Source organism: Metabacillus malikii (genome assembly GCF_030813355.1).
In the GTDB taxonomy this organism is placed as follows: Bacteria; Bacillota; Bacilli; order Bacillales; family Bacillaceae; genus Metabacillus; species Metabacillus malikii.
On the sequence record NZ_JAUSUD010000013.1, the window covers coordinates 102569 to 124824 of the forward strand.

At 34.0% G+C, this 22256-nt stretch carries 22 protein-coding genes and 1 pseudogene; 16 read left to right on the forward strand and 7 right to left on the reverse strand.

Going from position 1 to position 22256, the window contains the following annotated elements:
- Nucleotides 1-125 precede the first annotated feature (125 nt).
- The 8 genes and pseudogenes from J2S19_RS13570 (at nucleotide 126) to J2S19_RS13605 (ending at nucleotide 8045) form a co-directional block, all read left to right on the forward strand.
- On the forward strand, nucleotides 126-941 hold the full coding sequence (locus J2S19_RS13570) for a pyruvate, water dikinase regulatory protein (protein ID WP_307342848.1): 816 nt from the start codon (nucleotides 126-128) through the stop codon (nucleotides 939-941).
- 322 nt (nucleotides 942-1263) lie between these two features.
- Nucleotides 1264-1710, forward strand: a pseudogene (locus tag J2S19_RS13575) (YaiI/YqxD family protein).
- A gap of 38 nt (nucleotides 1711-1748) precedes the next feature.
- A complete protein-coding gene (dnaG, locus tag J2S19_RS13580) occupies nucleotides 1749-3557 on the forward strand; it encodes a DNA primase (protein ID WP_307342851.1) in 1809 nt (602 codons plus the stop codon).
- A gap of 135 nt (nucleotides 3558-3692) precedes the next feature.
- On the forward strand, nucleotides 3693-4805 hold the full coding sequence (gene rpoD, locus J2S19_RS13585) for an RNA polymerase sigma factor RpoD (RefSeq protein ID WP_307342854.1): 1113 nt from the start codon (nucleotides 3693-3695) through the stop codon (nucleotides 4803-4805).
- 69 nt (nucleotides 4806-4874) lie between these two features.
- Complete coding sequence (locus tag J2S19_RS13590; RefSeq protein WP_307342857.1) at nucleotides 4875-5411, forward strand: hypothetical protein; 537 nt, start codon at nucleotides 4875-4877, stop codon at nucleotides 5409-5411.
- 260 nt (nucleotides 5412-5671) lie between these two features.
- Nucleotides 5672-6040: a cytochrome c550 gene (gene cccA / locus J2S19_RS13595; RefSeq protein WP_307342860.1), complete on the forward strand. Its 369-nt coding sequence runs from the start codon at nucleotides 5672-5674 to the stop codon at nucleotides 6038-6040.
- 170 nt (nucleotides 6041-6210) lie between these two features.
- The gene (locus J2S19_RS13600; protein ID WP_307342863.1) at nucleotides 6211-6927 is read left to right on the forward strand and encodes a tRNA (adenine(22)-N(1))-methyltransferase; all 717 of its coding nucleotides are present in this window, start codon (nucleotides 6211-6213) and stop codon (nucleotides 6925-6927) included.
- Nucleotides 6924-8045, forward strand: a complete 1122-nt coding sequence (locus J2S19_RS13605) for a Nif3-like dinuclear metal center hexameric protein (protein WP_307342866.1) — start codon at nucleotides 6924-6926, stop codon at nucleotides 8043-8045. Before J2S19_RS13600 ends, J2S19_RS13605 begins: the two co-directional genes overlap by 4 nt.
- A gap of 84 nt (nucleotides 8046-8129) precedes the next feature.
- Here the strand turns inward: J2S19_RS13605 and J2S19_RS13610 are convergent, their stop codons facing one another.
- On the reverse strand, nucleotides 8130-9074 hold the full coding sequence (locus J2S19_RS13610) for a 4-hydroxy-3-methylbut-2-enyl diphosphate reductase (protein WP_307342868.1): 945 nt from the start codon (nucleotides 9072-9074) through the stop codon (nucleotides 8130-8132).
- A 179-nt stretch (nucleotides 9075-9253) separates the two neighbouring features.
- Nucleotides 9254-9901: a VrrA/YqfQ family protein gene (vrrA, locus tag J2S19_RS13615; protein ID WP_307342871.1), complete on the reverse strand. Its 648-nt coding sequence runs from the start codon at nucleotides 9899-9901 to the stop codon at nucleotides 9254-9256.
- A gap of 251 nt (nucleotides 9902-10152) precedes the next feature.
- On the opposite strand from vrrA, the gene J2S19_RS13620 reads away from it, so the two are divergent.
- Both J2S19_RS13620 and J2S19_RS13625 read left to right on the forward strand, forming a co-directional pair.
- Nucleotides 10153-11469: a DEAD/DEAH box helicase gene (locus J2S19_RS13620; protein WP_307342873.1), complete on the forward strand. Its 1317-nt coding sequence runs from the start codon at nucleotides 10153-10155 to the stop codon at nucleotides 11467-11469.
- Between the two features lie 10 nt (nucleotides 11470-11479).
- Nucleotides 11480-12373: a deoxyribonuclease IV gene (locus J2S19_RS13625; protein WP_307342876.1), complete on the forward strand. Its 894-nt coding sequence runs from the start codon at nucleotides 11480-11482 to the stop codon at nucleotides 12371-12373.
- Between the two features lie 207 nt (nucleotides 12374-12580).
- On the opposite strand, the gene J2S19_RS13630 is transcribed toward J2S19_RS13625, so the two are convergent.
- Nucleotides 12581-12835, reverse strand: a complete 255-nt coding sequence (locus J2S19_RS13630) for a DUF2624 domain-containing protein (protein WP_307342928.1) — start codon at nucleotides 12833-12835, stop codon at nucleotides 12581-12583.
- A gap of 420 nt (nucleotides 12836-13255) precedes the next feature.
- On the opposite strand from J2S19_RS13630, the gene J2S19_RS13635 reads away from it, so the two are divergent.
- From J2S19_RS13635 to zur, 3 genes are read left to right on the forward strand one after another with little or no spacing between them, the layout of a single operon-like run.
- Nucleotides 13256-14017, forward strand: coding sequence for a metal ABC transporter ATP-binding protein (locus J2S19_RS13635; RefSeq protein WP_307342879.1), 762 nt, complete (start codon nucleotides 13256-13258; stop codon nucleotides 14015-14017).
- Nucleotides 14018-14031: 14 nt separating this feature from the next.
- Nucleotides 14032-14874 carry a metal ABC transporter permease gene (locus J2S19_RS13640; protein WP_307342882.1) on the forward strand — a complete coding sequence of 281 codons (843 nt, stop codon included), beginning with the start codon at nucleotides 14032-14034 and terminating at the stop codon, nucleotides 14872-14874.
- Nucleotides 14871-15281 (forward strand): zinc uptake transcriptional repressor Zur, encoded by a 411-nt coding sequence (gene zur / locus J2S19_RS13645; RefSeq protein WP_307342886.1) that lies wholly within the window; start codon nucleotides 14871-14873, stop codon nucleotides 15279-15281. The genes J2S19_RS13640 and zur overlap by 4 nt, the downstream gene beginning before the upstream one ends.
- 127 nt (nucleotides 15282-15408) lie before the next feature.
- Here zur and J2S19_RS13650 read toward each other — a convergent pair whose 3' ends face one another.
- Nucleotides 15409-15984 (reverse strand): hypothetical protein, encoded by a 576-nt coding sequence (locus tag J2S19_RS13650; protein WP_307342931.1) that lies wholly within the window; start codon nucleotides 15982-15984, stop codon nucleotides 15409-15411.
- A 140-nt stretch (nucleotides 15985-16124) separates the two neighbouring features.
- Here J2S19_RS13650 and J2S19_RS13655 point away from each other — a divergent pair, with 140 nt between their 5' ends.
- The gene (locus tag J2S19_RS13655; protein WP_307342889.1) at nucleotides 16125-16601 is read left to right on the forward strand and encodes a DUF4190 domain-containing protein; all 477 of its coding nucleotides are present in this window, start codon (nucleotides 16125-16127) and stop codon (nucleotides 16599-16601) included.
- Nucleotides 16602-16704: 103 nt separating this feature from the next.
- Here J2S19_RS13655 and ispG read toward each other — a convergent pair whose 3' ends face one another.
- From ispG to J2S19_RS13670, 3 genes are all read right to left on the reverse strand, one after another.
- Complete coding sequence (gene ispG, locus J2S19_RS13660) at nucleotides 16705-17799, reverse strand: flavodoxin-dependent (E)-4-hydroxy-3-methylbut-2-enyl-diphosphate synthase (protein ID WP_307342933.1); 1095 nt, start codon at nucleotides 17797-17799, stop codon at nucleotides 16705-16707.
- Between the two features lie 155 nt (nucleotides 17800-17954).
- Nucleotides 17955-18284: a protein YqfZ gene (yqfZ, locus tag J2S19_RS13665; protein ID WP_307342892.1), complete on the reverse strand. Its 330-nt coding sequence runs from the start codon at nucleotides 18282-18284 to the stop codon at nucleotides 17955-17957.
- A gap of 478 nt (nucleotides 18285-18762) precedes the next feature.
- Nucleotides 18763-19542 (reverse strand): DUF1189 domain-containing protein, encoded by a 780-nt coding sequence (locus J2S19_RS13670; protein WP_307342894.1) that lies wholly within the window; start codon nucleotides 19540-19542, stop codon nucleotides 18763-18765.
- A gap of 287 nt (nucleotides 19543-19829) precedes the next feature.
- On the opposite strand from J2S19_RS13670, the gene J2S19_RS13675 reads away from it, so the two are divergent.
- A complete protein-coding gene (locus J2S19_RS13675; RefSeq protein ID WP_370875149.1) occupies nucleotides 19830-21482 on the forward strand; it encodes a Na/Pi cotransporter family protein in 1653 nt (550 codons plus the stop codon).
- 24 nt (nucleotides 21483-21506) lie between these two features.
- Nucleotides 21507-21989: a DUF456 domain-containing protein gene (locus J2S19_RS13680; RefSeq protein WP_307342900.1), complete on the forward strand. Its 483-nt coding sequence runs from the start codon at nucleotides 21507-21509 to the stop codon at nucleotides 21987-21989.
- The last annotated feature ends 267 nt before the right edge of the window (nucleotides 21990-22256 follow it).

The window sequence follows — 22256 nt, forward strand, 5'->3', positions numbered from 1 at the left end:
CAAAAAGTGGAGTGTTGAATTCTTAAACATTAATAATATTGAACAAGAGTATGCAATGAAGATATCTAATAGCAACGGACCAATGTAAGTAGTGCCTTTTTTATTGAAAAGAGAGGGGTTTTAGGATGAATTATCGCATGATTTATATAGTATCAGATTCAGTCGGAGAAACTGCAGAATTAGTAGTTAAAGCGGCGGCGAGTCAATTTAATGGTATATCATCAAATACTAAACTTAAACGAATTCCCTATGTAGAAGACAAAGGAACTATCTTAGAAGTTTTATCACTGGCTAAGGAAGATCAGGCGATTGTTTGTTTTACTCTTGTTGTTCCTGAATTAAGACAATTTTTGATTGAAGAGGCTATAAAACAAAATATTGTTTATTACGATATTATCGGACCATTAGTAGATATTATGGAAAAAACATATGGCAAAACGGCTAAGTATGAACCAGGCCGTGTTCGTAAATTAGATGAGGAATACTTTAAAAAGGTCGAGGCAATTGAATTTGCTGTTAAGTATGATGACGGCAGGGATCCTAGAGGGATATTAAAAGCGGATATTGTATTAATAGGAGTATCGCGAACATCTAAAACACCCCTATCACAATATTTAGCACATAAGCGATTTAAAGTCGCTAACGTTCCTATAGTTCCAGAAGTAGAGCCTCCTGAAGAATTATATAAGGTGGCTGCACAAAAATGTATAGGATTACGAATTAGTCCTGATAAGCTAAATAATATTAGAAGAGAGCGACTTAAATCACTAGGCTTAAATGATGAAGCTTTTTATGCAAATATAAATAGAATTAAAGAAGAGCTTGAATACTTTGACAAAATTGTTGATAGGCTTGGTTGTAAAGTTGTCGATGTCTCAAATAAAGCTGTTGAAGAAACAGCAAATATCATTGCAAACTTTATGAACAATCAGAATAGATGATAACGAAAAAGGTTGTATTTGTCCGAACCAACCTTGTACAAATACAATTTAAGTTTTAGATTTGACGAAAATGTTAAAAATAGATAAAAAATATATAGATATTTGTAGAATTTTATATTATAATAAAAAATTGTGATAAAAATAAAATTTTTAGGTTTAGAACTTGACTTTGAGGAATAAACTATTAATTGTATACTGTCAAGTGTAAAACGCGAAAAAAATTCGACAAAAGATATGAGCTCAGAATGATTTTTTGTTTCTACGAACTATAAGAAGGAATTTGTCGGAGTGATGTAGAATAGAGAAATATGGCGAAAAAACAATGAAAGTTTTTGTTGATGCTGATGCTTGCCCGGTTAAGCAGGAAGTGATGAATATAGCTAATGAGTTTGATATTGAAGTTATATTTGTAGCATCATATAACCATGCTTCTGATTAAACTTACGGAGGTAAATGGATTTTTGTCGATACCGGTAAAGAAGCAGCTGATTTATATATTGTAAACCATGCAAAAGAAAATGATTTAGTCATTTCTCAGGATATTGGATTAGCTGGTTTATTATTAAAGAAAGGTGTCGTTTTTATTACACCGCGTGGTAAGCAATATACAGAACTTAATATCGCTAATGCCCTTCAGTTTAGATATTTATCTGCAAAGGAAAGGCGAAGCGGCCATTTTTCAAAAGGTCCCAAAAAGCTAAGTGAAGATGATATATTAAATTTTATCACAACAATGAAAAAAATTTTGTCGAAAGATGCAGGAGATTAAAAATGAATCTCGAATATCTTTAACACGGGGTTGTTAAAATGGTTAATCGAATTCCTGAGGAATTAATCGAAAAAATACAACGAAATTCTGACATTGTTGATGTGATAAGTGAATATGTTCAATTGAAGAAACAAGGTCGTAACTATTTTGGTTTATGTCCATTCCATGGGGAAAAATCTCCATCATTTTCAGTTTCGTCAGATAAGCAGATATTTCATTGCTTTGGTTGTGGTGCAGGTGGTAATGTATTCTCGTTCCTCATACAGCATGAAGGGTATTCATTTATAGAAGCTGCCCAACACCTCGCAGAACGGGCAAACATTGAATTGCCTTCAATATCTGCTGTAACTAGTAATGCAGTATCTAAAGATAGCGAGAAGATGATTGAAGCTCACGAACTATTAAAGAAATTTTATCATCATTTGCTCGTAAATACAAAAGAGGGCCAACCAGCTTTAGATTATCTATTAAATCGTGGATTCACTAAAGAAGTCATTGACCAGTTTGAAATTGGTTATGCCTTGGATTCCTGGGACTTTATTTCAAAATTTCTTTCAAAACGAAACTTTGATTTAAAAATGATGGAAGCTGCAGGGTTAGTCATAAAAAGAGACGAATCAGATGAGTATTTTGACCGATTTAGAAATCGTATTATGTTTCCGATTATGGACCATAATGGGTCGACAATTGCTTTTTCGGGAAGAAATTTAGGGAATGAGAAACCAAAATATTTAAATAGTCCAGAAACTAAAATTTTTAATAAAGGTAAGCTTCTGTACAATTTTCATCGTGCTAGATTACATATTCGAAAAACTCAACAAGTCGTTTTATTAGAAGGTTTTGCTGATGTTATTTCAGCTGACAGTGCAGGTGTGAAACAGTCAATAGCAACTATGGGTACTTCGCTTACGGAAGAGCAAGCGAAGATTATTAAGCGCAATGTTTCTGAAATAGTGCTCTGCTATGATTCCGACCATGCAGGAATTGAGGCTACAATCCGGGCATCAAAGCTTTTGACAAGTGTAGGTTGCAATGTGAAGGTTGCTAACATTCCTGATGGACTAGACCCTGATGACTACATCAAGAAATATGGTTCTGAAAAATTCAAAAATGATGTAATAGGGGATAGCGTTCCTTTAATGGCATATAAATTGAAGTATTTCCGAAGAGGGAAGAATCTTCAAAATGAGGGTGAACGATTACAATATATTGAAAATGCCTTACAGGAAATCAGTAGGCTTAATAATATGATTGAACAAGAATTATATTTAAAACAGCTATCTGATGAATTTGACTTAACGATGGATGTCCTGAAACAGCAACTTCATCAGAAAGTAAAACAATTTCAGAACAAGCCTCAAGTACCCGTAAAAAGAAATGAACTAATGCAAAAAAGAACACCGATTAAATCTAAAAGATTGCTACCTGCTTTTCATACAGCTGAACGGATGTTAATTGGTCATATGCTTAAAAGTAAAGACTTTTCAGAAAAAGTCCTTACAAGACTTGGATTACAATTCAACATTGAAGAACATAAAGCAATTGTTACTTATTTATACGCTTATTATGAAGAAGGTAATGAAGAGAATGTGAGTGCATTTCTATCAAGATTACCTAACTCAGAATTACAACACATAGTATCCGATATTGCGATGTTACAACTTAATACAGAGGTAAGTGAACAAGAATTATCGGATTATATAAAACAGGTGTTGAATCAACAAAAAATGTTAATGATAAAAGAAAAAGAAGCAGAGAAGATTGAAGCAGAAAGAAATAAGCAATATAAAGATGCTGCGAAAATAGCGATGGAAATCATCCATTTAAAGCAAGCGCTCAAGGCATAGTATGTAAGCTGAAGATGAAAAAAGTGTTAAGATGTTTAGTATGTCTATATGAATGCAAATACCATTTAAAATAACGCGAATAAAGTAATCCAATGCTTATCATGAAATGCGGATAAGTTGGAAGGAGGGGATCCTATGGCTGATAAACAAACCCATGAAACTGAAGTAACCTTTGAACAAGTCAAGGAACAGTTAACTGAAATTGGGAAGAAACGCGGAGTTTTAACATATGAAGAAATAGCAGAACGTATGGCAAACTTCGAAATAGAATCAGACCAAATGGATGAGTATTATGAATTTTTAGGCGAACAAGGTGTAGAATTAATTGGTGAGACTGCTGGAACTGAAGACCCAAACGTTAAAGATCTTGCGAAAGAAGAAGAGTTTGATTTAAACGATTTGAGTGTTCCTCCCGGTGTCAAAATTAATGACCCCGTTCGGATGTATCTAAAGGAAATTGGTCGTGTTGATTTATTATCAGCTGATGAAGAAATTGAATTAGCAAACCGTATCGAGGACGGTGACGAAGAGGCTAAACGTAGGTTAGCTGAAGCCAATTTACGACTAGTTGTTAGTATTGCAAAGCGCTATGTTGGTCGTGGTATGTTATTTCTAGATTTAATTCAAGAAGGTAATATGGGATTGATGAAAGCTGTTGAAAAATTTGATTACCGCAAAGGTTTCAAATTCAGTACTTATGCTACATGGTGGATACGCCAAGCTATTACACGTGCAATAGCCGATCAAGCACGTACAATTCGTATTCCGGTCCATATGGTCGAAACAATTAACAAGCTAATAAGAGTCCAAAGACAACTCCTCCAAGACTTAGGAAGGGAACCAACTCCTGAAGAGATTGGGGAGGATATGGAACTAACTCCGGACAAAGTGCGAGAAATATTAAAAATTGCTCAAGAGCCTGTTTCGTTAGAAACACCTATTGGTGAAGAGGATGATTCTCACCTTGGCGATTTTATTGAAGACCAAGATGCGACTTCGCCTTCTGAACATGCTGCATATGAGCTGTTAAAAGAACAACTAGAAGATGTATTAGATACGTTAACAGACCGAGAAGAAAATGTATTACGACTTCGATTTGGTCTCGACGATGGACGCACAAGAACGCTTGAAGAAGTTGGTAAAGTTTTCGGCGTTACGCGTGAACGTATTCGACAAATTGAAGCTAAAGCATTACGTAAATTACGTCATCCTAGTCGTAGTAAACGTCTTAAAGACTTCTTAGAATAAGTTGAGGCGGACAAAATTGTCCGTCTTTTATTTGATAAAGAGTTACTTACGGATAAAAGGATGGCCGTTATGAATAATAATGTAAAAAAGAAAGTAATAATTAATGAAATTTCATATTGGAAACATAATAAGCTATTACCTGAAACATATTGTGATTTTTTGTTAGCTCTCTACACAGAAGGAAATCATGAAGAGAATCAGTTAATACCAACTGAGAATAATCGTTCAAGGAAATACATTTCATATTTTATTATATCGTTTCTAGCAATTGTTTCACTACTTGTTATTTATTTTACTGAATTGTCATTTGTTTTGCAAATGACCTTAGTAGGTTTTTTATTAATATTTTCAATAGTTGTTACCGCTTACCTTTTTACTAAAAAAGAAAATTTTCAATTCTCGTTAAGTTTAACCTTTTTACAGTTACTCATTTTTTCAATTCATTTAATTGAAAGAATAACCGAAGGAACACAAGTATGGTTAGGTTTAGCAATAATCGGGAATTGCTTGTTATGGATTATCTTTGGTAGTATATATCGGTACGTTTATCTTATTATTAGTGGTTCAGTTGGATTAATTGTCCTTACAGTATTCATTATTATATAAATGGTCAATTTTTACTTTATGAATATGTCTAAAATGTGAAAAACTTAAAGTAGTTTAAAGATAGGTCTTTCACTAATCGGGAATATCAAGTAAAATAGAGATTGTTTGAAAAATTGGCATTATGATGTTTATTTTATGATGAAGGCAGTGTATTATGATTTATATGATATTATATTTAGGACAAACGGCTGCCAGTTAACAATAATTCGATCACCAATCAGGTAAGAATTATTTATATTTACATAGGGGAGGTTACATAAATGAAACGAAATCCACTTATTCCATTTTTGTTAATTGCTGTTTTAGGTATCGGCCTTATGTTCCTACTATCTTTTAAAGGTCTTGGCGATCATAAAGAGTTAGCAGCAGGTGACGAAGGTGAAAAGTCTGCAGACCTTGCAAACGCTACACCTGAAGAATTGTATCAACAGGCTGGCTGTATTGGCTGTCATGGTGATAATTACGAAGGTGTTGGAAATGCACCAAGTCTTATAGGTGCAGGTGAAAAGTTAGGGGTAGACGGTATTAAGAAAACGATTCAAGAAGGAAGAGGCGGTATGCCTGGTGGCCTTATTCAAGATGCTGAACAACTTGATAAAATGGCACAGTGGGTATCTGAGCTTAAATAGTCAATTTAAAACTATAAAATATTGCTGATTTATGTAAATCTTTCGCGAAAGATACATATTAGGTAAAAAAGTCCTTTGCTTTTGTAAAGGACTTTTTTTACTAAAAGAATATGTTGTTAAATAGGCAATTAGGTAATAATGTAGGTGAATCCTTAGATAGTGGTGATGAAATGAACGAATTAAAATTATCAAAAAGACTTGAAGTTGTTGCTAGCTATATTCCAAAAGATGCAATTTTTGCAGACATAGGATCTGATCATGCTTATTTGCCATGTTATTCTATAATTAACGGTATAGCCAAGGGTGCGATTGCAGGGGAAATTACAGAAGGTCCATTCCTTTCAGCTCAACGTCAAGTGTCAAAATCTAATTTAGATGAAGTAATTTCGGTACGAAAAGGCGATGGTTTGTCAGTAATTAAAGAGGATGAAAAAGTTGACTGTATTACGATTGCAGGGATGGGAGGCAGTTTAATAACAAAGATACTAGAAGATGGAAAGTTAAAACTCGATTATGTTAAGAGGCTTGTGCTTCAACCAAATATCCATGCTATAAATATTAGGGAATGGCTAATTAACAATGAATGGGAATTAATTAATGAACAAATAATTGAAGAGGACAACAAAATATATGAAATATTAGTAGCTGAAAAGGGTAATGCTCATCGACCATATCACAAACATTCTCTTCAATCCGGATTATTGTTTGGACCATTCCTTTTGGAAGAAAATAATAAAGTTTTTCAGAAAAAATGGACGAACGAACGGACTCATTTGCAAACCATTTTGGCTCAATTACAAACTGCAGGTTACACGTTTGAAAATAGTGAAAAGTATAGAGAAGTATCAGGACAATTAAACTTAATAGAGGAGGTTATCCAGGCATGAGTAAGACGCCAAATGGTTTTGAAATTATTCAATTGTTTGAACAATACTCTCCAAAATCATATGCGCTAGAAGGCGATAAAATTGGTCTGCAAATAGGTAGCCTCAATAAGCCGATAAAGAAAATAATGATTACATTAGATGTTATTGAAGAGGTTATCGATGAAGCGATAACAAAGGAAGTAGATTTAATCATTGCTCATCATCCTCCAATTTTTCGACCTATTAAAAACCTAACTACAGATACAGCTTACGGTAAAATGATTGAGAAATGCATCAAGCATGACCTTGCAGTATATGTAGCACATACAAACCTTGACGTAGCGCCTGGTGGAGTGAATGATTTATTAGCAGACTCCCTACATTTAAAGAATACAGATGTATTAATTCCTACATATGAAGATACCTTAAAAAAACTAGTAGTATTTGTCCCAACTACACATGCTGATGAAGTCAAAGCTGCACTCGGTAAGGCTGGTGCTGGACATATTGGACAATACAGCCACTGTGCATTCCAGACAAATGGTGAAGGCAGCTTCTTACCATTGGAAAATACGGCGCCTTATATTGGTGAACAAGGTAAGCTCGAAACGGTGCAAGAAGTGCGCCTTGAAACGATAATGCCTCAATCTATACAAAACGCAGTGCTAAAGGCCATGAAAAAAGCACACCCATATGAAGAGGTAGCTTACGATATTTATCCACTTGAGCAAAAGGGGAACTCTCTAGGCCTAGGTAGAATCGGATATCTTGAAAAAGAAATGACATTACAACAATTTGCTAGCCATGTTAAAAATACGTTAAAAGTAGAGTTTGTTAGAATGGTTGGTAATCCAGATGACTTAGTTAAGAAAGTAGCTGTACTTGGCGGAGATGGCAATAAGTATATACAAGCTGCAAAATATAAAGGTGCAGATGTTTATGTAACAGGTGACTTATATTTTCATGTTGCCCATGACGCGCTAATGGCTGGATTAAATGTTATTGACCCAGGTCATCATGTTGAGAAGGTTATGATTAACGGTGTATCCGACAAAATAAGTACATTATGTAAGGATAAAAAATTTAACGTAAAGGTGTTTGGTTCTGAAATTGATACAAACCCTTTTAAATTCATATAAAGTCATATTTGATGCAGAGAAGAGAAATATATATGAAAAAAGAATGCCTTTTTTACAATTAGTGAAAAAAGGCATTCTTTTTAATTATTTCTTTATTTTTACTTTAGGTAGAATCTTAGTAAGTGGAATATGATAATCTTTTTCCCAAGTTGCTTTATCATTTGGGTCATATTGTTCTAAAAATTGGATGACTTTTTTTGTAATTGGTGTAGGAGTAGATGCACCGGCTGTTACTGCTACAGTCTTTACATTTTTTAACCATTCAATTTTCAATTCACTTAAATCAGAAATCCGGTATGCTTTTGTACCGGCAATTTCCTGCGATACTTGGGCTAGACGGTTTGAATTATTACTTTTAGGGTCACCTACGACGATGGTTAAATCTGCTTGACCTGCTTGCTCGGCGACAGCCTCCTGACGAACTTGAGTAGCTAAGCAAATTTCTTTATGTGTTTCTGCGTGAGGGTACTTTTCCTTAACTTTATCCATAATATCGGCAACATCCCATTGACTCATCGTTGTCTGGTTTGTGACAATGATTTTACTATTTTCAATACTTAGTTCGCTTACATCCTCAACAGATTCGACAAGATGAACAATGTGAGGGGCAACTCCTACTGCTCCTTCAGGTTCCGGATGTCCTTTTTTACCAATATAGATTACATGATAGCCTTCAGCTTCTTTTTCACGAATTAAATCATGTGTCTTTGTTACATCTGGACAAGTCGCATCAAGAGTAACTAGCCCTTTTTCCTTCGCGATTTTTCTGACTTCTGGAGAAACACCGTGAGCTGTAAAGATAATCGTACCTTCATTAACCTTCTGTAATATATCTAATCGGTTTTTACCATCTAGCGTAATGATACCATCTTCCTCAAATGCATCTGTAACATGTTTATTATGAACAATCATACCTAAAATATAGATTGGTCTAGGTAAGGTTTTATCTAGTGCCGCATTTTTTGCTATAACCATTGCGTCCACAACACCATAACAATATCCACGGGGTGCAATTTTTATTACATCCATTTATAATGCCTCCTTAAGAGATCACTAGCTTATTTTAGCAAGGTTACTAATAGACAAGTTTAAAAATTTATCAATCAACTAAAAAAAGCTAATAAGTAAAAAAAGCCGGAAAACGGCTTCTAATTCTAACAATCTCTTAATATTATATCGAAATTTAGGTCAGAATACAAAGATGAATATTAGATATACAATTTGGGTGTGGAACCTTTACTAGATTTTTTAGATTTTTTAGGTTTTGGCGGTTGTGAGTTTTCTTTAGGGTGATTATGATTGTTATTTTCTTTTTTAGATTTGAGAGGTTTTTTTGCATTCTTTTTATTAGTTTGTTTTTCAGTGCTAGTTTGTTTTACTTGTACTATGTTCGATTCACTTTCTATTTGCTTTTTGTCTTCCTCTTCCTCAGTCTCTGTTGTGTCGGTACTATTTAACTCTCGATAAATTTTCCACATAGCTGGTAAATTTTTCACTAGAGGCCCGTATTGTTGAACCATTGGGGTTACTTGCTGTGCCATGCCTAATACTTTTTGTACATTACCTAACATATTAGAGATATTTGCAGGATTGGTTAGACCTTGTAAAGCGCCAGAAGCAGTGTTAGCAGTCGTGTTCGTCATACCTTGCATCATGCCTTGTGGAATGGTATGTGCAGCTTGGCTGCCTGGTAGGATGCGGGAGATGAGTCCCTTTAAACCGCCGGCCCTTGTAGGCATTTGCGGGCTAAAATTTCCAATACTCGGTGACATAGGTTGACGCATCATTGGCATTCTTCCTGGAGGTACTTGAAAGCCTCTTGGATTGATCGGAGGCATTGGTCTATTTTGAAACATATGATTCCTCCTTCCTTTTACATTACTCTATATTTTATATATGCAAACAAGTAGAAAATGGTTTCAAACACCTGAGAGGACAAAAGTAGTATATTAAGTTATTAATGGTCATAATGAGAATAGTAAGCTTTCTGAGGTTAGAGGCAAAGAAGGTAGTTGTGATTTTCTTGTTATCGTATATAATGTTATGATGGACGAATAAAGTTATACATATGACACTTATAGCTTTATCCTTAAAGGAGATGAACGAAATGGAACACACAAAATTCGAAAGGTTTGCATTAAAACCTTATATAATAGAGGCAATTACGAAAGAGCTTAAATTTTTTGAACCTACTGAGATTCAGGAAAGGTTAATGCCTTCCATCCTAAAAGGTGAGAGTGTAATTGGCCAGTCTCAGACTGGTACGGGTAAAACACATGCATACTTATTGCCATTACTTAATAAAGTGGACCCTACCCAAAGGGAAGTACAGTTTGTTATTACGGCTCCTACACGTGAATTGGCAACACAAATCTATCATGAAGTTGTGAAAATAACAGCTTTTTCTAAAGAAGATATCGTTACAAAATGTTTAATAGGTGGTACTGACAAACAACGAACAATTGAAAAGTTGAAGTCGCAACCACATATCGTAGTCGGAACTCCAGGCAGAATAAATGACCTCATTAAAGAGAATGCACTAATTGTGAATAAGACTCGATCACTAGTTGTTGATGAAGCAGATTTAATGCTTGATATGGGATTCATAAAAGAAGTTGATATGGTCGCTAGTCAAATGCCTGAGGAGTTACAAATACTAGTATTTTCTGCAACGATCCCTGAGAAATTAAAACCCTTTTTAAAGAAATATTTGGAGAATCCAAAATTTACTCATGTAGCACCTAAACAAGTAACAGCAGCGAAAATTGAACATGTACTTGTCCCAACAAAACACCGTAACAAGAAAAAACTCGTCTTTGACATTCTTAAAGGTTTTAATCCTTTTATAGCAATTGTTTTTACAAATACTAAGAAAAATGCCGATGAGGTTGCAGATGCTCTTTTAGAAAATGGACTCAAGGTTGGCAGAATACATGGAGATTTATCCCCAAGAGACCGAAAGAAAATGATGAAACAAATAAATGACCTCGAATTCCAGTATGTAGTGGCAACGGATCTAGCGGCACGAGGAATTGATATAAAAGGTGTTAGTCATGTTATTAACTATGAATTACCTACTACAGATTTAGATTTTTATATCCACCGAGTAGGAAGAACAGCCCGGGCAGGAAGCTCTGGTGTAGCTGTAACTATCTATGAACAATCCGATGAAGATGCTTTAAATAAATTGGAAAAATTAGGTGTTGATTTTGTTCATCGTGATTATATTGATGGTGAATGGAAAGATTTAGATGATCGTAAAAAACGACAGAAGCGGAAAAAGACACCTGATGAAGTCGATGCACTAGCAAAAAGTATTGTTCAAAAACCTAAGAAAGTAAAACCTGGTTATAAAAAGAAAATGACTCGAGAAATGGAACAGATTAAAAAGCGTAAACGAAAAATAGATAACCGAAAAAAATAGGGGGATACATATGTTGAAGATTGGTTCTCATGTTTCTATGAGTGGAAAAAAGATGTTATTAGCATCAAGTGAGGAAGCAGTCTCATACGGAGCAAATACGTTCATGATTTATACAGGGGCTCCACAAAATACGAGACGCAAAAAAATTGAGGAACTCAATATTGAAGCTGGACAAGCTCATATGAAAGAGAATGGTATAGAGGAAATTATTGTACACGCACCGTATATTATTAATATAGGTAATACAACAAATCCAGCAACTTATGAATTAGGGGTTAATTTTCTTCGTTCTGAAATAGAACGAACTCAAGCGATTGGTGCTAAGCAAATTGTTTTACACCCAGGTGCACATGTCGGCGCGGGTACTGATGCTGGGATAAAGCAAATAATACAGGGCTTAAATGAAGTATTGACTCAAGAGCAAGAAGTGCAAATCGCTCTCGAAACGATGGCAGGAAAAGGGTCAGAGTGTGGTCGTTCCTTTGATGAATTAGCTAAAATTATAGATGGTGTGACACATAATCAGCATTTATCAATCTGTTTCGATACGTGTCATACACATGATGCAGGATATAACATTGTTGAAGATTTCGATGGTGTATTACAGGAGTTTGATCATATTATTGGTATAGACCGTTTAAAAGTACTTCATATAAATGATAGTAAAAATCCAATGGGAGCCAGCAAAGACCGCCATGAAAACATTGGGTTTGGTCACATTGGCTTTACAGCATTGAATCATATAGTTCATCATCCTGATTTAGTAGATGTACCAAAAATATTAGAAACTCCTTTTGTTGGAGAAGATAAAAAATATAAAAAGCCACCATACCGTCATGAAATTGAAATGTTTAGAAATCAATCATTTGATGAACAACTATTAGAAAATATATTACAATCTTAATATTAATTAGTTTAAATTATTCAAAATGGCTGTCAGTAAGAGACAGCCATTTTATATTGTATTTGCTTCTTTAGAATTGTAGTTATTAGTTACAGAACATCTAGTTAAAGAACAGGTGTCGTACAGAACATTAAACGACACATCGTAAGTAGAGTATGAGATGTAATGGCTTTGCTAACCTGTTAAACCTTTATATTTAAGTAGTATTTACCTTGTGAACTTATTAAAGATTTCATTCACCTGTTTTGCAACGTTAGGGGTAGTTACTTGTGCTATTTGAGACAATAAATGTTTTCTTTCGTTTGGATTAAAAATATTAATATTTTGTCCATTTAATAATGTCACCACTTTTTTTGCTTGTTCACGAGTAATTGTAACATTAAATTGGTTTGCATATTGAAGTAGCTCATCTACTGATATGTTATTCAATTTTTGATTTACGATCTTTTGAAATAATATCATCACCAAACCCTCCTCTAAAAACAATGTATGGAGGTTTATGTAAAAGGTGAGGAAATTTTCACTTTTTATTATTAATCTTTATTCAAATAATAGGTTACCGTTACTATTTCACCTATTTTGTTATAAAAATAATTCAGTAGGTGATTATTTTATCATAGAAATATTATATGTTTTTCCTTTACATTATTTAAATAGTTCTGTATAATTTTTATGTTATTAGGAATGTTTATTTCTTAACTCTAAATCGTAACGATTCTTAATTTAAGGTTAACCTATACGTTCAGTCCATTTGTAAATGTTCGGGTTTTCATCTAAAGCAAGGTGACCTCAAATGGTTAATTACATGCTACATCGAGCAGAATGAGATGTATAAAAATCAATAACAAAGTTATAAAAGCCAATGTTAGAGGGATGAGATTTATGAAAAAACCGATTATTGAAATAAGTCATTTGAATTTCACATATGAGCAGCAACGAGTTTTAGAAGATATTTCACTTTCTATTGAAGAAGGGGATTTCCTAGGTTTAGTAGGACCGAACGGGTCGGGTAAGACAACATTGCTTAAATGTATATTAGGACTACTGAAACCGCAACAAGGAGAGATTAAGCTATTTGGTGAAACAATTCAAAAATTTAAAAACTGGCATGAGATTGGTTTTGTCTCACAAAAGGCTAATAGCTTTAATACAGGGTTTCCAGCTTCCGTGTTTGAAGTGGTTTCGAGTGGACTTACGTCAAAGCTGGGGTTATTTAAACTAATGACGAAACATGACAAACAAAAAGTGAACCAAGCTATTGAAGCAGTTGGATTAAGTGATTTCAAGAAAAGGAATATCGGTGAATTATCCGGAGGACAACAACAACGAGCATTTATAGCTCGTGCCATTGTCAGTAATCCAAAACTCCTTATTTTAGATGAACCTACAGTAGGGGTAGACGCACAAACTGTACAGAACTTCTATGAAATGTTAAAGCATCTCAATGAAAAATTGGGAATAACCCTGTTGTTAGTAACACATGACATAGGAACAATTACTGATAAAGTATCACATGTTGCATGTATTAATAAACATTTACATTTTCATGGTAAATCAATTGAATTCGAATCATTAAAAGACGATGAAATGTCAGATTTTTATGGGCATTCTCTACATGTGTTAACACATAATCACTCCCATTAATGGAGGACTACAAGATGATAAGCAGTATGTTTGAATACGAGTTTTTACAAAATGCATTTATTTCAGGTATGTTAATTGGCATTATTGCACCATTATTAGGAGTATTTATCGTCGTGCGAAGGATGTCACTCATTGCAGATGCTCTCAGCCATGTTACATTGGCAGGTATTGCGGCGAGTTTATTATTAGAAAAGAAAGTATTAGCATTTGCTGGATTAAACCCAATCTATTTAGGGATGGCCTTTTCTGTCACCGGTTCATTATTTATTGAGAAGTTAAGAACTGTCTACAAACATTATCAAGAATTAGCGATTCCAATTATTTTGTCTAGTGGTGTTGGAATTAGTGTCATTTTCATTTCATTGGCAGATGGGTTTAATACTGATTTGTTTAGTTATTTATTCGGTAGTATTAGTGCAGTAAGTAGAACAGATTTATTTATTATCATAGCCATCACTGTCGTAGTCATTGCAATAATTTTCTTCTTATATAAGGAATTGTTTCTATTATCTTTTGACGAAGAGCATGCTACTGCATCAGGTATACATGCAAAGGCAATTCATTTTGTTTTTATCTTAATTGTAGCTCTAGTCATTGCAGCATCGATGCGAATAGTTGGTATACTTCTAGTGTCATCTCTTATGACATTACCTGTAGCTGCCAGTATTAGAATTGCTAAAGGATTTAAACAAACGATTTTCTTTTCTGTACTATTTGGGGAAATATCTGTTATTATTGGATTAATATCAGCGTATTATTTAGATTTAGCTCCAGGTGGAACGATTGTCGTTTTATCGGTAATAATCCTTATTATTGCAATATTATGGACAAAAATAAAAAAGGGGAAAGTTTCATGAATGTTCAAGAAGCTCTCGACTTATTAAAGGAAAAAGGTTATAAATATACAAATAAAAGAGAAGAAATGCTCCAATTATTTGCAGACCATGATAAATATTTAACAGCAAAAGATGTGTTGGAGTCTTTAAAGGATGATTATCCTGGCTTAAGTTTTGATACAATTTATCGAAACCTATCATTGTTTGCAGATTTAGGAATATTTGAGATGACCGAGTTATCAGGTGAGAAACATTTTCGATTTACTTGTAATGCACATCATCATCACCATCATTTTATCTGCTTACAATGTGGGAAAACGAAAGAAATTCCAGGTTGCCCGATGGGGAGTATTTCACAAAGTTTATCAGGATATGATATAAGTGGTCATAAGTTTGAAGTGTACGGTACATGTCCTCAATGTCATTAAACTTAAACTTTGGATGAGAAAATCAAAATAAGTTCAAAAAGTGTCAGCCCTCATAACACATAAGTGTAAGAGGCTGACACTTTTTACTATTGAGCCACGCTTTTCAAATTTTTCTTAATGCTTATTTTTAGTCGAGAACAGGAGTACTATACCATTGATTTACCCACTGCTTTGCTTCTAACCAATCATCCACACGTATAACTCCATTTGGCACGACTTCTTGATTGTACGGAGTATTAAATAGAATTACTGGTATTTTATGCTCTTCACAAATCATACATGCGTTATCATGCTTGTCTTCAAAAAATATAGAAATTTTATTTTTTTTAATAGCCTCAAGCTTATTATGATGTCCAATTAATTCTAAATGGTGATAAAAAATACCGTTATTCTCAAACCAATTATGTGTAATATCTGCAAGGTGTTGGCGGCGAGCACTTATAAAGTAAAGTTGGTGCTGTTTTTCCCATTCAGTTAAAACCTCTCTTGCGAAAGTAGCAAGTGGTGCTTGTTCATAAATAATTGGTTCGAAGTTATCCATCCAAACCCAAAATTCTTCTTCAGAAATATTTAGTACCTTTGTAAGGTCATATTCTTTCATATCATCGTATGTAAGAGATGGATTAAACGAATTTTTTAAATATGGTACAAATGTTTTTGGATCTGTTACAGTGCCATCAATATCGATTCCTAGTCGTAACATCATTGTTCTCTCCTTAGAAGTTTGTTACATGTAGTGTATCATAATACATAGTAACGCATAAGAAAAGTTTTACAGTTATAGTTTTATGACGAATGCTCATAATAGTAATGCTCCTTTATTTCAGAAAGGTAGGGATATGAATGCCGGAAGATAAAAATGTCAGCAATCAAGGGAATGACCGTTTTGATAATCTTGACTATAAAGGTATTACTCCACTTGACCGTGAAATTGAGAGCGATTTTAGTACAGAGTCTGCAAATGAAGTATCAGCACCTGTAAATAACGTAAACGATGGTGAGAACAATAATACGAACAATATGCATACAGAATCAGCAGCTGAAATTGCTGCTCCAGTTAATTTAAGAAGAGAGGTTATTCGTAATAAAAGCGATTCTAATATGGGGGAGTCTACTGCAACAGAAGGAAAAGGGATTGGTTTCTTAGCATTAGCTCTTTCCATTATCTCGCTTTTTATTTTACCTGTCATTTTAGGAGCAGCAGGTGTCATTGTTGGCTTTATCGCCAGAAGAAGAGGTGCTACTGGTACAGGTGCATGGGCAATCGGGATTGGTATTGTTTCGATAATCTTAGGAATGTTTATCATGCCATTCTTCTAAGACTGTAATAATAGTTAAACAAAAGGGTCTGAACCTCAAAAAACAATGATATATAGAGGAAAACCTATATACAGTGTTTGAGGGGTCAGACCCTTTTTTAAGTTTATGCTTTCTGTTCAGCCGCTACTTTAGCAAAATGTTCTTCAGCTATTAAATCAATTTCTTTCTTTAATTCCTCGACCATTGTTTCCTCAGGTACTTTTCTAATGATTTTGCCTTTGCGGAATAGAAGACCTTCTCCACGAGCACCAGCTATTCCGATATCAGCTTCTCTTGCTTCTCCCGGGCCATTAACTGCACAACCTAGAACTGCAACTTTGATTGGTGCTTTTATCTTTGAAATATATTCTTCTACTTCGTTAGCAATACTTATTAAGTCTATCTCAATTCTTCCACATGTTGGACAAGAAATTAATGTAGCTGCGTTAGCCGCAAGGCCAAAGGACTTAAGTAATTCTCTTGCAACTTTTACTTCTTCAACAGGGTCTGCACTTAAAGATATACGTAAAGTATTACCAATACCTTTATTTAAAATAACACCTAAACCTGCTGCACTTTTTACAGTACCTGCAAATAAAGTACCTGATTCAGTAATCCCTAAGTGTAATGGGTAATCAAAAGCTTTTGCTGCCTTCTCATATGCTTCAATAGCAAGATTTACATCAGAAGCTTTCATTGAAACAATAATATCATGGAAATCTAAATCTTCGAGTATTTTAATATGGTGCAATGCACTTTCTACCATACCATCAGCAGTAGGGTACCCATACTTCTCTAAAATTCTTTTTTCTAGAGAACCGGCATTTACACCAATACGAATTGGAATACCACGTTCTTTTGCAGCTTTTACTACTGCCTCAACTTTTTCTTTTCTACCTATATTACCAGGGTTAATTCTAATTTTATCTGCTCCGCCTTCAATGGCTTTTAGAGCAAGTTTATAATCAAAATGGATATCAACCACCAGTGGGATATTAATACGCTTTTTAATTTCAGCTATTGCATTAGCTGCACGTTCATCTGGACATGCAACACGGACGATTTGACATCCTGCTTCTTCTAAGCGATTAATTTCTGCAACTGTAGCTTCAACATCGTGTGTTTTTGTTGTAGTCATACTCTGTATAACTACCTCATTATTTCCACCTATCGTTATATTACCGACCTTTACAGGGCGAGTTTTTGTTCGATGTATAATTTCGCTCACGTATAATCGCTCCTTAATTAATGTAATCCAACATATATAATTCTATCATGACTTTCGTTTCATTAGAATTTATTCGTGTTTAGTTTTCTATTATTATAGCACCAACACTCATTTTACTAGTAGGCATTCGAAAAAACAAGAAGGAACTACTGGGTATAATCCGGAAAGAGATAAGTTTCACCAATAATGATTGACTCTGCTTTGATATTTTCATTCAGTAATTCAAAGTCTTCAATTATTTTATCTATAGGTGCAGGAAGTCCACTATGTAGCTTCTCTGTAATGGATAATACAGTATCACCTTCACTCACTTTTACTTCATGAAAAGGGATAGATGGCTTTGTCTTCTCTTCCACAGAATTGATTGATTCTTTTACGCTCGGCTCATTTACTGTTGGAAGGGTACCAACGTTCATGTCATAATAAACGATAAATATTAGAAATAAGAAAAATAGGAATAGAGAAAGGCGTTTCATCCGTTTACCTCCAATAATTCACACATATTAGTAAACTATGCTTGTCTATAGAATTATATGAAAAATTCTTTGAATAAAGAATAGTGAAAAGGTAATCCGCTATTTTACTTACATAGAAGCTACAAATGACTTATTTACTAGTAGTGTCTATTGTATCTGAGTTGGGGAGTACTCACTTCATTATTCACCCTGTCGAAATATGGAGGTATCTGATAGTATCACTACGCATCTATTTTAACCTTGTGGTTGGTAGGTTTATCCAAATGAGAGGTAGATCAATTTCCCAGGAAACATTTGTGCGTGTACTTTGTTAATTGGGTCTGTTGTATTAATTTGAAGAATAAATTTAACGCCCTAACTTATACCAACATCAAAGAGAAAGCAATGTATGTGTAAAATTCCAAATATCAGTCGACAAATACAACTAGAAGAAATTAAGAGAGGGTGACCAAATTTTAGGTCACCCTCTAAAACTGCTTTATGAAACAGATAGTGGCTTTTTAGAAGCTGGTATTTCTTTCATTACTAGGAATATGACGACTAAATGAACAAACCAGGTGAGTAAGAAGCCATTTGGTACAATAATTTGAAAGCTATCCATTATAACGAAAAAGACAGTAGCTAAAGTAGTTGAGTAAGCTGATAGAATCCATACTTGTTTAAACGATAAATTTCTTTGTAGGCCATTATTGAACGCTGAACCGAATAATGCTAAAAATGTAACTTCGATAAATTTAAAAAATGAGCCGACAAGGTAAAGGATGACAATCACAATCGCCAACATAATAGGTAATATCTGATTTAATTGTTCCGTGATTGTGATAATATCATCTTTTGTTAAAGATAAGTTAAATAAACTATATTCATAAGATTGGGATCTTCCAGCCGTCGATACGACAAAACGGTCATCTAAAATACCTATTGCATCATTTTTAGCCTCGATTTCTTCAACACCGAACGAACCAGTATCATCTAATATGATAATAAAGTCGTCTTTTTTAATCTCAATAGGTTCGTTTATATCAGCATGAAGCTTACTATTTTCAATTGAAAAGGCAGGTAATTCATTTTTTAGAGTTTGATCTAAACCTTTTAAGCCTACTACCATCGCGTTTGAGAAGTGAATAGCTGATGGAAGAATACTTAACAAGGAAAGAATAAATACAAACAGTATTGTTTTTCCAATTCCTTGAGAGCGAAATGTTGAAATGATTTTTGGAGAATAAATACTTGTGAAAAATTGTTTAAAAACGTTCATGATTAACAGACACATCCTTCTGAATTGGTTACTTAGTAAATATGTATAATCCTTTTTTACGTATAGGTGAAAGAGAGCAGAGTATTAAATTAGTACGATATCATTTTATATGTACGACTCTGATAAAACAAGGATAGAACTCTAAGCTGAGATATCATTTCGGATGAAAGCGGTGTATAAATTAATTTGTAAATTTTTTGTTAAGAAATGATTAAAATATCTTTACAATAAAACTATATATCGTTAATAATTGTAAGGGTTGTAGATGTTTGTCGAGATTAGACGAAATGAATGAGGGGTTGAAAGTTTTGGAAATAGATATCCAGAAGATGATCTTTGAATTTGTTGGCGGGCTCGGAATATTTTTATTTGGGATAAAGTTTATGGGTGATGGCCTTCAACGCTCAGCTGGTGATAAACTTAGAGATATATTAGACAAGTTTACAACAAATCCGGTAATGGGTGTATTAGCAGGAATCATAGTTACTGTGCTTATCCAATCTAGTAGTGGTACAACGGTTATTACAGTTGGTTTAGTTAGTGCTGGTTTTATGACCTTAAGACAAGCTATTGGTGTTATAATGGGTGCAAATATTGGTACAACAGTCACAGCGTTCATTATAGGGATTAATATATCAGATTATGCATTACCAGTTATTTTTATTGGGGCAATCTTATTATTCTTTTTTAAAAGCAAAAAAATACATAATTTTGGTCAAATTGTATTTGGGTTTGGTGCTTTATTTTTTGGCTTGGAGTTAATGGGTGATGGAATGAAACCACTGAGTGGTCTTCAAGCTTTTCACGATTTAACAGTAAGTATGAGCGATAGCCCGTTACTTGGTGTTCTAGTTGGGACTGTGTTTACACTCATTGTACAAAGCTCTAGTGCAACGATTGGAATACTACAGGAACTCTTTGGGCAGGGACTTATCGATATTAAAGCTTCATTACCTGTATTATTTGGTGATAACATTGGAACAACAATAACTGCTGTTTTAGCATCAATAGGAGCATCGATAGCAGCAAGGCGAGCAGCATTAACACATGTTATATTTAATTTAATCGGGACAACGATCTTTTTAATTTTCCTTCCATTGTTTACTATTTTTATAGAATATGTACAGGGGCAATTAGGATTAAATCCTCAAATGACTATTGCAATAGCACATGGTGCATTTAACTTTACAAATACATTAATTCAACTACCGTTTGTTGCTGCATTAGCATGGATTGTTACAAAGCTTATTCCTGGTGAAGATTCGCTAGTTGAATATAAACCAAAACATTTAGACCCTATTTTTATCCAACAATCCTCATCTATTGCATTAGGCCAGGCTAAAGAGGAAATATTAAGAATGGGTAACTTTGCGGTATTAGGGTTAGAGGAATCGAATATGTACCAAAAGAATTATTTACAAAAACATGCTGATAATGCAACGCAGCTTGAAAGTGCAATAAATAATTTAGATCGAAAAATAACTGATTATTTAATCTTAATCTCAAGAAGTGAAATGTCTCCTACTGAGTCAGAAGAACATAGTATGTTGATGGATACTGTTCGTGATATTGAACGAGTTGGTGATCATTTCGAAAATATAGTGGAATTAGTTAATTTTCAATTAAACAACAAGGTTAAGCTAACAACCTCTGCACAGGAAGATTTAGATGACATGTTTAAACTCACTATTAATACACTAAAGAATGCAATTACTTCGCTAGACGATAAAGATATTGCGTTGGCTAAGAATGTACAAAAAGCAGAAGAAGAAATTGATAGAATGGAACGTACTTTACGCAAAAAACATATTTTAAGAATTAATGAAGGTAGCTGTTCCGGTTCTTCTGGAGTTGTATTTGTCGATATCATAAGTAATCTTGAGCGTATTGGAGACCATTGTGTAAACATTGCTGAAGCGGTATTAGGTTATCGTAAGTAAAAGAATATGTTTAAAGGAGGTACTATGGATATATTATATTGGTCAATCATCATTATTATGTTCCTTGTGGCGTTTATAGGACTAATATATCCAATCATTCCTAGTGTAGTTTTTATTATTTTAGGATTTGTACTTTATGGCTTCTTATTTAACTTTAGTGACCTAACATTATTATTTTGGATTGTAGAACTGGTATTAGCTATAATATTATTCGTTGCAGATTATTTCACGAATATGATAGGAATAAAAAAATATGGCGGAAGTAAAGCTGCAGTTTGGGGAAGTACAATAGGTTTATTAATCGGTCCGTTTATTATACCATTACTAGGGATCGTTATTGGTCCATTCATTGGAGCAATTATTGCTGAACTTATTGTTCATAAAAAAGGGTTTATTGAATCAATAAAAGTTGGAATTGGCTCGTTAATTGGGTTTATATCAGGAGTATTTGCAAAAGGATTGGTCCAATTGATTATGGTCGGTTTCTTTATATTTACCATTGTTTAGCAAGGTTGTTTAACTATACATTTTCAAGATGACTGAGACTTTTGTAAAATGTGATTGAAAGTGAAAATTTGGTTGATTAATTAGGCTGTTTTCGTAAATATTGTTGCTTTTAACTGAATTGTCGTTTAGGGTTTGTCTCCTCTTTCAGTATTCACGGGCAGCGGGTGGGTGGTGAGCCACATAGCTCATTGCGGCACGATAAAGCAAACTTCAGGTCATCTCACTACGATAAGTCATCATCGATTCGCAATACGGCTCATCGTGATT

Excerpts from the sequence above, each read along its gene's own strand:
- J2S19_RS13570 (WP_307342848.1), top strand. The coding sequence starts at position 126 with ATGAATTATCGCATGATTTATATAGTATCAGATTCAGTCGGAGAAACT.
- dnaG (WP_307342851.1), top strand. The coding sequence starts at position 1,749 with ATGGTTAATCGAATTCCTGAGGAATTAATCGAAAAAATACAACGAAAT.
- rpoD (WP_307342854.1), top strand. The coding sequence starts at position 3,693 with ATGGCTGATAAACAAACCCATGAAACTGAAGTAACCTTTGAACAAGTC.
- J2S19_RS13590 (WP_307342857.1), top strand. The coding sequence starts at position 4,875 with ATGAATAATAATGTAAAAAAGAAAGTAATAATTAATGAAATTTCATAT.
- cccA (WP_307342860.1), top strand. The coding sequence starts at position 5,672 with ATGAAACGAAATCCACTTATTCCATTTTTGTTAATTGCTGTTTTAGGT.
- J2S19_RS13600 (WP_307342863.1), top strand. The coding sequence starts at position 6,211 with ATGAACGAATTAAAATTATCAAAAAGACTTGAAGTTGTTGCTAGCTAT.
- J2S19_RS13605 (WP_307342866.1), top strand. The coding sequence starts at position 6,924 with ATGAGTAAGACGCCAAATGGTTTTGAAATTATTCAATTGTTTGAACAA.
- J2S19_RS13610 (WP_307342868.1), bottom strand. The coding sequence starts at position 9,074 with ATGGATGTAATAAAAATTGCACCCCGTGGATATTGTTATGGTGTTGTG.
- vrrA (WP_307342871.1), bottom strand. The coding sequence starts at position 9,901 with ATGTTTCAAAATAGACCAATGCCTCCGATCAATCCAAGAGGCTTTCAA.
- J2S19_RS13620 (WP_307342873.1), top strand. The coding sequence starts at position 10,153 with ATGGAACACACAAAATTCGAAAGGTTTGCATTAAAACCTTATATAATA.
- J2S19_RS13625 (WP_307342876.1), top strand. The coding sequence starts at position 11,480 with ATGTTGAAGATTGGTTCTCATGTTTCTATGAGTGGAAAAAAGATGTTA.
- J2S19_RS13630 (WP_307342928.1), bottom strand. The coding sequence starts at position 12,835 with ATGATATTATTTCAAAAGATCGTAAATCAAAAATTGAATAACATATCA.
- J2S19_RS13635 (WP_307342879.1), top strand. The coding sequence starts at position 13,256 with ATGAAAAAACCGATTATTGAAATAAGTCATTTGAATTTCACATATGAG.
- J2S19_RS13640 (WP_307342882.1), top strand. The coding sequence starts at position 14,032 with ATGATAAGCAGTATGTTTGAATACGAGTTTTTACAAAATGCATTTATT.
- zur (WP_307342886.1), top strand. The coding sequence starts at position 14,871 with ATGAATGTTCAAGAAGCTCTCGACTTATTAAAGGAAAAAGGTTATAAA.
- J2S19_RS13650 (WP_307342931.1), bottom strand. The coding sequence starts at position 15,984 with ATGTTACGACTAGGAATCGATATTGATGGCACTGTAACAGATCCAAAA.
- J2S19_RS13655 (WP_307342889.1), top strand. The coding sequence starts at position 16,125 with ATGCCGGAAGATAAAAATGTCAGCAATCAAGGGAATGACCGTTTTGAT.
- yqfZ (WP_307342892.1), bottom strand. The coding sequence starts at position 18,284 with ATGAAACGCCTTTCTCTATTCCTATTTTTCTTATTTCTAATATTTATC.
- J2S19_RS13670 (WP_307342894.1), bottom strand. The coding sequence starts at position 19,542 with ATGAACGTTTTTAAACAATTTTTCACAAGTATTTATTCTCCAAAAATC.
- J2S19_RS13675 (WP_370875149.1), top strand. The coding sequence starts at position 19,830 with ATGAATGAGGGGTTGAAAGTTTTGGAAATAGATATCCAGAAGATGATC.
- J2S19_RS13680 (WP_307342900.1), top strand. The coding sequence starts at position 21,507 with ATGGATATATTATATTGGTCAATCATCATTATTATGTTCCTTGTGGCG.